This is a genomic window from Phyllobacterium sp. NPDC097923, from assembly GCF_044760925.1.
GTDB classification, from domain to species: Bacteria; Pseudomonadota; Alphaproteobacteria; order Rhizobiales; family Rhizobiaceae; genus Phyllobacterium; species Phyllobacterium calauticae.
Genome location: NZ_JBIWBL010000001.1, coordinates 2,215,244 through 2,227,463, shown reverse-complemented (window position 1 = coordinate 2,227,463; position 12,220 = coordinate 2,215,244). Strand labels below are relative to the sequence as shown.

General features: G+C 60.9%; 13 protein-coding genes. 5 read left to right on the top strand and 8 right to left on the bottom strand.

Annotated elements, in window-relative coordinates; translation table 11 throughout:
* Nucleotides 1–114: 114 nt before the first annotated feature.
* The 5 genes from ACIQWS_RS11265 to ACIQWS_RS11245 all read right to left on the bottom strand — a co-directional run bounded on the left by ACIQWS_RS11265 (nucleotide 115) and on the right by ACIQWS_RS11245 (nucleotide 3,748).
* Nucleotides 115–1,077, bottom strand: a complete 963-nt coding sequence (locus tag ACIQWS_RS11265) for a methyltetrahydrofolate cobalamin methyltransferase (RefSeq protein WP_346306709.1) — start codon at nucleotides 1,075–1,077, stop codon at nucleotides 115–117.
* Nucleotides 1,078–1,088: 11 nt separating this feature from the next.
* On the bottom strand, nucleotides 1,089–1,955 hold the full coding sequence (locus ACIQWS_RS11260; protein ID WP_223612821.1) for a methylenetetrahydrofolate reductase: 867 nt from the start codon (nucleotides 1,953–1,955) through the stop codon (nucleotides 1,089–1,091).
* Between the two features lie 16 nt (nucleotides 1,956–1,971).
* Nucleotides 1,972–2,274, bottom strand: coding sequence for a virulence factor (locus ACIQWS_RS11255; protein ID WP_091877734.1), 303 nt, complete (start codon nucleotides 2,272–2,274; stop codon nucleotides 1,972–1,974).
* A 190-nt stretch (nucleotides 2,275–2,464) separates the two neighbouring features.
* Complete coding sequence (locus ACIQWS_RS11250) at nucleotides 2,465–3,049, bottom strand: DUF4893 domain-containing protein (RefSeq protein WP_403176607.1); 585 nt, start codon at nucleotides 3,047–3,049, stop codon at nucleotides 2,465–2,467.
* A 66-nt stretch (nucleotides 3,050–3,115) separates the two neighbouring features.
* Nucleotides 3,116–3,748: a DUF1638 domain-containing protein gene (locus ACIQWS_RS11245; RefSeq protein WP_403176604.1), complete on the bottom strand. Its 633-nt coding sequence runs from the start codon at nucleotides 3,746–3,748 to the stop codon at nucleotides 3,116–3,118.
* Nucleotides 3,749–3,817: 69 nt separating this feature from the next.
* Here ACIQWS_RS11245 and ACIQWS_RS11240 point away from each other — a divergent pair, with 69 nt between their 5' ends.
* Nucleotides 3,818–3,973 (top strand): entericidin, encoded by a 156-nt coding sequence (locus tag ACIQWS_RS11240; RefSeq protein ID WP_223612824.1) that lies wholly within the window; start codon nucleotides 3,818–3,820, stop codon nucleotides 3,971–3,973.
* Nucleotides 3,974–4,059: 86 nt separating this feature from the next.
* Here the strand turns inward: ACIQWS_RS11240 and ACIQWS_RS11235 are convergent, their stop codons facing one another.
* Complete coding sequence (locus ACIQWS_RS11235; RefSeq protein WP_091877729.1) at nucleotides 4,060–4,758, bottom strand: B12-binding domain-containing protein; 699 nt, start codon at nucleotides 4,756–4,758, stop codon at nucleotides 4,060–4,062.
* A 253-nt stretch (nucleotides 4,759–5,011) separates the two neighbouring features.
* On the opposite strand from ACIQWS_RS11235, the gene ACIQWS_RS11230 reads away from it, so the two are divergent.
* The 4 genes from ACIQWS_RS11230 to ACIQWS_RS11215 all read left to right on the top strand — a co-directional run bounded on the left by ACIQWS_RS11230 (nucleotide 5,012) and on the right by ACIQWS_RS11215 (nucleotide 10,037).
* Entirely contained in the window at nucleotides 5,012–6,598 is a 1,587-nt protein-coding gene (locus tag ACIQWS_RS11230; RefSeq protein ID WP_346306714.1) for a trimethylamine methyltransferase family protein, read from the top strand.
* Between the two features lie 86 nt (nucleotides 6,599–6,684).
* Nucleotides 6,685–7,371 (top strand): hypothetical protein, encoded by a 687-nt coding sequence (locus ACIQWS_RS11225; protein ID WP_403176599.1) that lies wholly within the window; start codon nucleotides 6,685–6,687, stop codon nucleotides 7,369–7,371.
* An 84-nt stretch (nucleotides 7,372–7,455) separates the two neighbouring features.
* Nucleotides 7,456–8,031: an RNA polymerase sigma factor gene (locus ACIQWS_RS11220; RefSeq protein WP_403176597.1), complete on the top strand. Its 576-nt coding sequence runs from the start codon at nucleotides 7,456–7,458 to the stop codon at nucleotides 8,029–8,031.
* A gap of 2 nt (nucleotides 8,032–8,033) precedes the next feature.
* Nucleotides 8,034–10,037: a von Willebrand factor type A domain-containing protein gene (locus ACIQWS_RS11215; RefSeq protein ID WP_403176594.1), complete on the top strand. Its 2,004-nt coding sequence runs from the start codon at nucleotides 8,034–8,036 to the stop codon at nucleotides 10,035–10,037.
* A gap of 189 nt (nucleotides 10,038–10,226) precedes the next feature.
* Here ACIQWS_RS11215 and bmt read toward each other — a convergent pair whose 3' ends face one another.
* Nucleotides 10,227–11,240, bottom strand: a complete 1,014-nt coding sequence (gene bmt, locus ACIQWS_RS11210; RefSeq protein ID WP_223612829.1) for a betaine--homocysteine S-methyltransferase — start codon at nucleotides 11,238–11,240, stop codon at nucleotides 10,227–10,229.
* An 86-nt stretch (nucleotides 11,241–11,326) separates the two neighbouring features.
* Complete coding sequence (locus ACIQWS_RS11205) at nucleotides 11,327–12,163, bottom strand: helix-turn-helix domain-containing protein (protein ID WP_223612830.1); 837 nt, start codon at nucleotides 12,161–12,163, stop codon at nucleotides 11,327–11,329.
* Nucleotides 12,164–12,220 lie beyond the last annotated feature (57 nt).

Below are 12,220 nucleotides of genomic sequence, written 5' to 3'. Positions count from 1 at the left end.
GAACGGCGCGGAATAAGGCTCCCTGCAATCCACTCCCTCCCTCATGGTGAGCTTGTCGAACCACGAACCACGCACAATGGCTGATGCCGCCAATAGCGTGGCATTCCAAACCAATCAACCCGTCGCGCCGCGCCGCGCTTCACGGCCACCGCGCCGGCGTGCGCCGCCATTGGCGTCGGCTGGCACCGAAACAGCAGGCGCTGCCCCGGCCGCCGCCGGCTGGTGGTCACGATACTTCTTGATCCAGTAAGTGCAGTTGGCGTCGGTGCCGTTGAGGACGTTGGCCGCGTGCACCGCTTCCATTTCCTGCGGACGGCAGGGATTCATGATCGCCGATGTCATGCCCGCGCCGATCACCATGGGAATGAACCCGGCATTGATGCCGTGGCGATGCGGCAGGCCGAAGGAGATGTTGGACAGGCCGCAGGTGGTGTTGACCTTCAGTTCCTCGCGCAGGCGGCGCAGCAGTGCGAAAACCTGACGGCCCGCATCGCCGAGCGCGCCGATGGGCATGACCAGCGGATCGACAACGATGTCATGCGCCGGAATACCGAAATCGGCGGCGCGCTGCACGATCTTCTTGGCAACGGCGAAACGCACATCCGGGTCCATGGAAATGCCGGTCTCGTCGTTCGAGATGGCGACGACGGGAACGTTGTATTTCTTGATCAGCGGCAGGATGGCTTCAAGCTTTTCCTCTTCGCCGGTGACGGAATTGACCAGCGGGCGGCCCTTGGCAACCTTCAGTGCCGCTTCGATGGCGGCGGTGACCGAACTGTCGATGGACAGGGGAACGTCGACGAGGTTCTGCACGATTTCCAGGGTCTTGACGAGAAGGCCCGGTTCCGTCGCATTGGGATCGACCGCGGTGACGCCCGCATTGACGTCGAGCATGGTCGCGCCGGCAGCAACCTGCTCCAGCGCGTCCTTGATGACCGTGTCGAAATTGCCTTCGATCATCTCGGCTGCGAGTTTCTTGCGGCCGGTCGGATTGATGCGCTCGCCGATCACGCAGAAGGGCTGGTCAAATCCGATGATGATTTCTCTGGTCGCCGAAGCAACGATCGTGCGGGTCATTCAGGAAATCCTTAGTTGGATGCTGCGGATGCGTATTGTGCCGATGCGACATTCCAGGAGCCGCGGTCGACCAGCCATTCGGAGGACTTCTTCAGGCCGCCGAACGGGAAAATGTGGATCTGCTTGATGGCGGAAGCCGGGCTGTTGATGACGTGCTGCTCGATCGGGCCGACCACGCCTTCCGGCGAATGGCTGGTGGCGAGCGCTGTCAGCGACAGGGCGTTCTTCTTCAGGAAGCTGATTGAGTTGCCAACGCCGCACATGGCGGCATATTTGATCAGCGTGGTGATCTTGGCCGGACCGGCAACGCCGAGATGCACGGGCAGATCAACGCCATGTTCGCGCAGGGATTCGGCATAGCGGATGAAACGCTCGGCGTCGAAACCGAACTGCGTGACCACGCGCAGGCGGGCGCCGGTGCGCTCGCCGAAATTCTTCTTCAGGCGCAGGGCTTCCAGTGCCACGGCCTCGGAAAACTCCGGGCTGCCTTCGGGATGGCCGGCAACACCCATCTCGGTGATGCCGTATTTGTCGAAAAAGCCGGTTTCCAGCACTTCCATGGTGGAGGAGAACTCGCCGGCCTGCCGTTCGAGGCCGCCGCCGATGACCAGCACGTCGGTCACCCCTGCTTCTTCAGCGGCGCGGCGGATGCGGGTTTCCAGGGCTGCCCGTGTTCCAAGGCGGCGGGAGGCGAAATGCGGTACAGGCTTGTAGCCGAGATCATGAATGCGCTTGGCGGCAGCGGTGAGCGTGTCCACGCCATCGGTGCCCATGTCGGTGATGTAAACACGCGTCCCTTCCGGAAACAGACCCGGCAGGTCCTGTGAGTCAATCGCCTGGCGCGCGGCCACTTCGATGGATGCTGCGATCTTTGTCATTGGCTTTGCTTTCAATTCATGAATTGTCATGTCCGCCTGCCTTTACCAGCGCTACAAGGCGCTCCCGATGATATTCGCTGTCGATACGGGCGAGGGCTGCATCAGCCTCCGCGTCCAGATCGTCACTCACCGGCACCGGTGTTCCCCGGCGCCATTCTGCCAGATAGGCGTCCGAATCCCTGGCGCCTATGCGCATCGCACACATGTCGATGGCCTCAGTAAATCGAAGAGGAAGTTCACGTTTTGCGGCCTGGCGTCCTTTTTTGACGGTCACCTGAGCAGGAATGTCCCGCCAATAAACGACAATGAGATCGGCCATGCACTTTATCCTCCAACGAGGACCGTTTTGCCGGAAAATCAGGGGTTAAGCTTGCTATCTCACGACGTGCGCGCCCTCAAATGCGACGTGCACCATTGTTGCTTTTGCGACAGGGATTTTAGCGGGATATCTGTATTCAACCCCGGCCCCCCATGAATGGCCGGGGTGACATTGCAATGATGCGTCGCCTTCAGCGCTTGAATTCCATGACGTTGAGCAGGGATTCGTAATAGGGTGCCGGGAATTCGATGCGGAAGGCGTTCTTGCCGGTGCGGTAGGCATAACCGGCTTCGTCGGTTTTCGGACCTGCGCCGTATTTCACCGGTTTCTGATCCGCGACATAACCGGTGCCGAGATAGGTCAGGCGCGTGTCGCTTTCGGTGTAGAACCGGCCCTTGGTGCGCTGCGAGCCCGTCACCTTTTCCAGCGCCCAGCCCGAACCGTCATCGGTGACCTTGCACTTGAACCAGCCATAGACGACGAGCGCCGGGGCCATGCCGCCAAGCTTGATCGTCCGGCACTGCCAGTTGCCGGTCATGTCGAAATCCTGGCTGAACGGCAGGCCGGGCCGCTTCAAGAGGTCATCGACCAAGCGCACATCCGCCGCAGTCCCGCTCGCCCTGGCTTGCGTCAGGGCCTTGGCCTTTGTCTGCTCGTACTGTTCGAGACGCTTGCTGTCAGACGCGGTGATGATCCTGGTGATTGCGCCATCCGCATGGGCGGCGGTCAGCATGCTCAGGCCGATCATGACGGCAAAAAGGCTTCGAGACACCATGGAACTGTCCTTTGAATTCGATTCCGTTGGAGGCAACATGCCGATTTGGGGGCAGAAAGGGAAGTGTCAAGGCGCGGCGGGTGCCGCCGCCCGTGTCAGGGCGGGGACCAGATCGCCATAGGCGGTAAAGCGCCGCTCATAGGCAAGGCCGAGAAATTCCGCCGCCCGTTCCGCATTGGCATTGAGTTTGGGGTCGTCGGTCTGGGCGAGGTAGATCATCTTGGTGTAATTGCCGAAATACATGTCGCGCAGTTCCGGATGCCGGTCGAGGCCAAGCGGCTTGACCATGAAGGCCTGGAAATGCCGGGCAAGGAAGTCGGTCATGAAGAACGACGTCATGTCGTCCTCCCATCGGGAGGCAAAGGCGTCGTTGCCGACATAGAACGAGAAGCAATGCGGCCCTTCGATTCGCTCCACGCCATGCTTCGCGCAGACCTGATCGAGCAGGCCGCCGGTGCCGCAATCAGCATAGCCGACGAAGATACGCTTGATGCCTTCAGCCTTGGCCCGTACAATGGCCCGGTCAACCGATGGGGCGATTTTCTGGGGGTAATGGTGATAAACGGCGGGCAGGCATTTCAGTTCGATATGATCGAGGCCGAATTGCTCGCGGATGGCCAGTATTTCGCGGGCAATCATGCCGCAGGCGATCACCCGGACCTTTTCCGGCGTATTATTCGAGTTCCGGCTTATATTCATGGAACTGATTTCGCTCCATCGCGTTATGCGAACGTTGATTAAATTCTATCAGAACGGGAGACCCTGTCCATGAAACTATCACGCGTTGTACCAATTGCCGCTGTTCTTGCTGTCGTCGCTCTTGCCGGCTGCGCCAACACCATCCGCGGCATGGGTGCAGATACAGCCAATACCGTGAATGCGACCCAGTCCGCTGGTCACAGGGTTGTAAAAGCTGCCAACTGATCCCCAGGTCTGAGAAGGCCGATTTCAGCAAACCCATATTATGTTTGAAAAACGGCCGCATTTGGATGCGGCCGTTTTGTTCCGGTTCAGGCGCCGGACATCTGGTTGTGCTTGCGCTTCATGTAGTCCTTGGCGGTTTCCACCGCCACGGCCGCATCGCGGCAATAGGCGTCGGCGCCGACAGCCTTGCCGAATTCCTCGTTGAGCGGAGCGCCGCCGACCAGCACGACGTAATCGTCGCGAATGCCCTTTTCCTTCATCGTGTCGATGACGACCTTCATGTAGGGCATCGTCGTCGTCAGCAGGGCGGACATGCCGAGAATGTCGGGCTTGTGCTCTTCGATGGCGGCGAGATAGTTCTCGACCGGGTTGTTGATGCCAAGGTCAATGACGTCGAAGCCTGCGCCTTCCATCATCATGCCGACGAGATTCTTGCCGATGTCGTGAATGTCGCCCTTCACCGTGCCGATGACGAGCTTGCCCTGTTTCGGCGCGCCGGTGGCGGCAAGAAGAGGGCGCAGGATGAACATGCCGGCTTTCATCGCGTTGGCCGACAGCAGGACTTCCGGCACGAAGAGGATGCCGTCGCGGAAATCCTCGCCGACGATGCGCATGCCTTCGACGAGGGCTTCGGTCAAAACCCTGTAGGGGACCCAGCCGCGCTCGAGCAGGATATTGGTGCCTTCCTCGATTTCTTCCTTCAATCCGTCGTACAGATCGTCGTGCATTTGTTCGACGAGTTCGTCGTCCGAAAGCTCCGAAAGAATGATTTCATCGTCGGCCATGGGTGTTCTTCCTCTCAAGCGTTATGCACAGCTTTGTACCGGTACTGGCATTCCCTTAACATATCGGGCAAGTTGCTGAAAACGCATTGCTTAAATGCGACCTCGTAAATGACGAAAACGACTGTCTGTTTGTCTTCCATGCGCCATTGTTTGACGCACACGGGAACGCCCCGATATGTGTCGCGGGTAGGATTTGGGTGTTGAGGTCATGACCGAAGAACCAATCCGCGCATCAAGCGCCTGGAGAGAGAAAATGAATCAGGAAACGCCAGCCGACGCACCCGTGGACACTGCAGAAAGCGGCGGACGCCGCGGGCGCGGTGCCGGTGCAGGCGCTGCTGCACGCCGTGCCGCCCGTTCCGGCGGCGGCCCGGGCAAGTCGCTCACCTTTATCACGCGCAAGATTCGCGAATATGAAGTGCTGGATGAGGAAGGGCTGGCGCTGATCGAAGCCAATGCCGATACCGTGCTTGAAGAAGTCGGCATCGAGTTCCGCGACGATGCGGAAGCCCTGCAGCTCTGGCGCGAAGCCGGTGCAGATGTCAAAGGCGAGCGGGTGCATTTCCCCAAGGGGCTTCCCCGGTCGCTTTTGAAAACCGCGCCTTCGGTCTACACGCAGTATGCGCGCAATCCCGAACGGTCCGTACAGATCGGTGGCAAGGCCACGGTGTTCGCACCGGTCTACGGCCCGCCCTTCGTGCGCGATCTCGACGGCAACCGCCGCTACGCGACCATCGAGGACTTCAACAATTTCGTGAAGCTCGCCTATATGGCGCCGTCGATCCACCATTCCGGCGGAACCGTGTGCGAGCCGGTGGATGTGCCCGTCAACAAGCGCCATCTCGACATGATCTATGCGCACATCAAATATTCCGACAAGCCGTTCATGGGCTCGGTCACCGCGCCCGAGCGCGCGGAAGACACGATTGCCATGTGCAAGCTGGTGTTCGGCGAGGACTATCTCGACCAGAACACGGTCCTGACCAGCCTGATCAATGCGAACTCGCCGATGGTCTTCGACGAAACGATGGTCGGTGCGCTGAAGGTCTATGCCCGCAACAACCAGGCCTGCATCGTCACGCCGTTCATTCTTGCCGGCGCGATGAGCCCGGTGACCGTCGCCGGCACGTTGACGCAGGTTCTGGCGGAAGTGCTGGCCGGTGCGTCCTTCACCCAGCTGATCCGTCCGGGCGCTCCGGTGATTTTCGGCACCTTCGCCTCGTCGATTTCGATGCAGTCGGGCGCGCCGACATTCGGCACGCCGGAACCTTCGCTCGTCTCCTACGGCGCGGCACAGCTGGCACGGCGTCTCGGACTGCCGTTCCGCACCGGCGGTTCGCTGTGCGCCTCGAAGGTTTCCGATGCGCAGGCGGCCTATGAAAGCGCCAATACACTGAACTCGACGCTGCTGGCCGGGACGAATTTCGTGCTGCATTCGGCCGGCTGGCTCGAGGGCGGTCTCGTGTCCTCCTATGAAAAGTTCATGATGGACATCGACCAGCTCGGCATGGCGCAGAAATTCGCCGAAGGCGTCGACCTCTCGGAGAACGGCCAGGCCATGGACGCGATCCGCCAGGTGGGCCCGGGCAGCCATTATCTCGGCTGCGACCACACGCAGGCGAATTTCCAGACGGCGTTCTACCGCTCGAACATTGCCGACAACAATTCCTACGAGCAGTGGCTGGCCGAAGGCGAAAAACGTGCCGACCAGCGCGGCAACGAGCTGGCACGGCGCTGGCTTGAAAGCTACGAGGCGCCTTATCTCGATCCGGCCATCGACGAATCGCTCAAGGAATTCATCGCCAAGAAGAAGGCGTCGATGCCCGACGCATTCACCTGAAAGAAGCCCGAAGACGGCCGGGCTAAAGTGGCCAATCTGATCCATCAGGAAGTCTGGGCCTCTGCTGTCAAAGGTCCGGGCCCCGGATGAGCTTTGCCGATCCGTTCCTTGACCAGATCACCGCCGCGCTGGAACCGCATGGTCTCGTTCCGCGCGGCGGTTTCGTGTTTGGACCCGGTGAGGCGGCACCCGGCCTGCACCACGGCGCTGCAGCGCGCAGCGTGGTGCTCATCGGCCATTTCGGTTCATCGATCTGGCCGCATTTTGCACGATGGCGGCAGTCGCACAGCGATCAGCCCGATCCGCTGGATGCATGGTCCAAGGCGGTGCTGACGCGTGTCGCAGTCGAACTGGACGGGCAGGCGGTGTTTCCGTCGGACAAGCCCTATCTGCCCTTCCAGCAATGGGCGAAGCGGGCGGAAGGCCTGTCGGCATCGCCACTGGGGCTGCTGATTCATCCCGAATATGGGCTCTGGCAGGCGTTTCGCGGGGCGCTGCTGTTTGACAGGGCAATCGGTTTTCCCGCTGTCCCGTTGAACAACCATCCCTGCGATAGCTGCATCGAAAAGCCCTGCCTGCACGCCTGTCCGGTCGATGCCTTCGACGGTGCGCGCTTCGCTGTGGGCCGCTGCCGCAGTCACCTGGCAGTGCCGGAAGGCGCGCTTTGCATGGATGGCGGGTGTCTTGCCCGGCTGGCCTGTCCCGTGGGCCGTGAACACGCCTATACGGCGGACCAGCAGCGCTTTCACATGGCGGCGTTTGCCGCCGCCTGACGTCAGCCAAAAAATATTTTGATTGATTGCATTTTTTCACCCAAGGATTGACGCCGTCGCATCGTCAAAGCTGCGATGAACAGGGTGACAGGCATTTTGGATATTTCCGGTTTGACGGATGACACGGCGGATAGTTCAACCCTTGTGGCGCAGGCGCGGGCAGGGAACCGCAGCGCATTCGGGCTCCTGATCGAGCAGAACTATGTCTTCATCCACCGCATCGCTTGGCGCTGGTCGGGCAACCGCAACGATGCGGAGGATATCGCGCAGGATGTCTGCATCAAGCTCGGCAGCGCCATCCGGCAATGGCGCGGCGAGGGGCACTTGCGCACCTGGCTCTACCGGATGACGCTGAATGCCGCGCGTGATCACCTGCGCCGCCATGCGCGCGAAAAGCGCAAGGCCGAGGCCTATCACCGCGAACTGCTGAGTGACGCTCCGCCTCCCGATGCCGGGGATGATGACGTGACCGCCCTGTGGGCGGCGGTCAAGACATTGCCTGACAAGACCGCGGATGCCGTCCTGCTGGTCTATGGGGAGGGCTTGAATCATGCGCACGCAGCCGAAGTGCTGGATTGCGCCGAAGCCACGGTTTCGTGGCACATCCACGATGCCAAGAAACGGCTGAAGCGCATCCTGCGCGCGCCGGAGGGCTTTTAGACATGACCAACGATCAAGACCTGAACCGGCTCCGCCGTATGACGCCGCCACCGCCTGCCGATGCAGCCAGGCGCGCCGCCCTGCAGGCGGCCATGCGGGCGTTCGACGATGCCGATGCGAAAAAAACCGCAGTGCAGACCCAAGGAAGCGGAATCATCCGGCGTCTCAGTTCCATCGCAACCCAATTGTGGAGTGAAACGATGGAAAAGAAATTGCTGCTGACGACATCGGCCCTCGGCGGCCTGCTGATCCTGCCGGTCGCGGGGTACATCTCCTGGACCATGATGCACGATCCGCGCATGCTGGCTGGAAATCAGCAGGCTCCCGCCATGATAGGAGCGCAGCCGCCGCAGGTCGACGAGCCGAAACCCGTGCAGCCGCAACCCCTGCCAATGGTCGAACCGGCTGCGCCGTCTCAGCCAGCCGTCAAGCAGGCGCCGCTTGCCAGGCAGATCGAGGCACTCAGCAGTTCGAAAACCGTCGGGCAGGCAGGTACGGCTGCCGAAAAGCCGGTAGCGATGGCGCCCATGCCTGCACCCGCCGTGGAAATGGCGCAGGACAGCATTGCCCCGCAGCAACCCTCGGGCGACCGGGTCCAGCGGTTCGACACCAATCCGGTCAAGCGCGTGGCCGATGATCCGGTGTCGACATTCTCGATCGATGTGGACACGGCATCCTATGCCATGGTGCGCCGTTCGCTGAAGGACGGTGCCTTGCCCGATCCGGACAGCGTGCGCGTCGAGGAGATGATCAATTATTTCCCCTATGACTGGAAAGGGCCGCAGAGCCGCGAGACGCCGTTCAACACCACGATCACCGTGACGCCCACGCCATGGAACCAGAACACCAAGCTGATGCATATCGGCATCAAGGGCTATGATGTCGTCCCGGCGGAAAAGCCGCGCGCCAATCTGGTGTTCCTGATCGATGTCTCGGGATCGATGGACGAGCCGGACAAGCTGCCGCTGCTGAAATCCGCCTTCCACATGCTGGTGGGCAAGCTCGATCCCAAGGACAAGGTGTCCATCGTGACCTATGCGGGCAATGCCGGGACCGTGCTGGAACCGACGGAGGTAAAGGACAAGGCAAAGATCTTTGATGCATTGAATCGGCTGGAAGCGGGCGGGTCGACGGCGGGCGAAGCGGGTATCAAGGAGGCCTATCGCCTTGCCAAGGCCAATTTCGTCAAGGATGGCGTCAACCGCGTGATGCTGGCCACGGACGGCGATTTTAACGTTGGCCAGTCCAGCGACGAGGAACTGAAGACACTGATCGAGGACGAGCGCAAATCCGGTGTGTTCCTGTCGGTCTTCGGGTTCGGCGAGGGCAATTACAATGATGAGATGATGCAGGTCCTGGCGCAGAACGGCAATGGCACCGCCGCCTATATCGATACGCTGGCCGAAGCGGAAAAGACGCTGGTACAGGAGGCGACATCGACGCTGTTTCCGATTGCCAAGGATGTGAAAATCCAGGTCGAGTTCAATCCGGCGACCGTCGCGGAATACCGGCTGATCGGCTACGAAACCCGCGCCCTCAAGCGCGAGGATTTCAACAATGACCGCATCGATGCCGGTGAAATCGGCTCGGGGCATACGGTGACGGCCATTTACGAGGTCACGCCGAAGAACAGTCCGGCGGTGCTGACCGACGACCTGCGCTACGCCAAGCCGAATGCAGCAACTGCCGATACGAAAGCGGGATCGGACGAATACGCCTTCTTCAAGATCCGCTACAAGCTGCCGAACGAGGATGTGAGCAAGCTGATCACGACGCCCGTGACCAAGGCCAATGAGGTTTCGGCGGCCGCATCGGACGATGTGCGGTTCTCGACGGCCGTTGCCGCCTTCGGTCAGAAGCTGCGCGGGACGGATAGCCTGGCGAGCTACAGCTATGCCGATATCGCCAGGCTCGGCGCGGGATCGCGCGGCGATGATGCCTTCGGCTATCGCAGCGAATTTCTGTCGCTGGTGCGGTTGGCCGATGCGCTGGAAGCTAAGAAATAGGTTTGTTGCATTGCCGAAAAGCAAATGGCCGGGATTTCCCGGCCATTTTTGTCTCGAAGGATTGCAGAATCATTGTGCGTGGTTCGACAGGCTCACCATGAGGGAGATTTGTGGGCTGCAATCAAACCACTTCCCTCATGGTGAGCTTGTCGAACCACGCACCACCACACGGCCTCAAATGGCGTGATTTCAGCCCCGGCGGCCGCGGCGCTCGCGCTTGGGCAGGTCATCGGCATGGGCGGAAAGCTTGTTGCGCATTGGCCCGATGGTTTCGATGATGGTCTCTACCGTCGGCCTGATGCCGCTGACATGGCTGTCGAGCGCCTTGCGCATGGCAGCCAGATGCACGAACGAGGTGCCGCAGCAGCCGCCGATGATTTTTGCGCCGCCGTCAATTGCCATATGCGCATAATTGGCCATGAGCTCCGGCGTGCCGGAATAGAAAATCTCCGCGCCGCGGAATTCCGGAATGCCGCAATTGCCCTTGATGACGATGGTGGCCTGCGGATCGGCCTCCGACATGTCGAGCAGCGAAGCGAGAATATCCGAGGCGCCGACACCGCAATTGGCGCCGACGGCGACAGGGCGCGCGGCAAGTCCATCGACGACGGCGTGAATATCCTTCGGCGGCAGGCCCATCATGGTCTTCCCCGCCGTATCGAACGAGCCGGTGTAGACATAGGGCAGGCCGACCTTGACGGCCGCTTCGGCAGCGGCACGGATTTCACCGGGCGCCGACATGGTTTCGATCCAGGCCACATCGACGCCGCCGGCCTTCAGGCCTTCCAGCTGTTCGGTGAAGGCGGCAACGGCGTCCTCTTCGGTCAGTGCGCCAAGCGGCACCAGCAGTTCGCCCGTCGGTCCGACCGATCCGGCGACAATCACCTTGCGCCCGGCCTTGTCGGCGATGGCGCGCGCGAGTTCGGCGGCCTTCTTGTTCAGCTCGAACACACGGTCCTGCGCGTGATGCAGTTTCAGGCGATGCCGCGTGCCGCCGAAGGAATTGGTGAGGATGATGTCAGCCCCGGCATCGACAAAGCCCTGATGCAGGGCAAGAATCTTTTCCGGCTGGGCTTCATTCCACAGTTCCGGGGCTTCACCCGCCTCAAGACCCGATGCGAACAGGTTCGTGCCCGTCGCGCCATCAGCCAAAAGGACACCTTTTTCAGCAAGAAGTTCGGCAAGCGGATTGGCTGTGGTCATGGCGCGTTCCTATGGTGCTATTTAGATAACGATATAAGGAAGTCTTTATATGTGGTCAATCTTCATTTGCGACAAGTGCTGCCGCATCATTCGGCCTTGAGCGTGGAAATATAGGCGGCGACCTCGTGCGCGTTGATCTTTGCCACACGGATCAGCCCGTCGAAATGTCGCTGCATGGTCAGGACAGCTTCCGTGGTGTTGAGGACAAGATACATCTCGCCGACGAAGATCGCGGCGCGGTAGGGACCAAAGACCGTGTAGGGCACGGAGAAGCGCTCGCGCCCGTCGAACAGATAGAGCCGGAAGGACGGGTAGAGCTCGTCGATGAGGACGCTCATCTGCTGCAACTGTTCTTCCCGGATATCGCGGGACAGGTCGCCCCATATGCCGCCGCCCTTGGCGAAATCGCGCAGGGTCTGGTAGGGCATGCACACTTCCATGTCCGTGCCGGGCTGGCGGTTGTAGTCCAGCCGGAACGCGGTTTCGGCGATCTGGGTGACGGGGTCGCGGTGCACCAGCGATGTCTCGTAGGCAATCACCGCCTGGGTGCGCAGAAGATCGGGAATGCGGGCCGGGACATAGCGGATCTTGCTGCCCGAGGCTTCCGCATGCCAGCGCACCAGCAGCGTCCGCTCGAACCCGTCGACACCCTCCTCGATCTCCATGCTGGCGCGCAGTTCGCCGATGATGCCCTCGTCCTGGCTGAGGCCCAGCAGCCAGTCCAGCGACACGGCATAACGTTCGGCAATGTTGAGCAGCGTTTCGACGCGCGGCAGGCGGGTGGACTGGCCGGATAGGAGCTGGGAGAGGGCGGAGCGGTCGATGCCGACCGCCGCTGCGAAGGATGACTGGTTGTCGCCGCTGCGGTTGAGCAGGCTCCTGATCCGCTCCTGAAACAGGCGCGACAGATCGCGTTTGTCCATTTTCCCGCTCCTTTGTTTACTGAGTACAACAAATGCAAGATTTGGTGCGCAAAATCA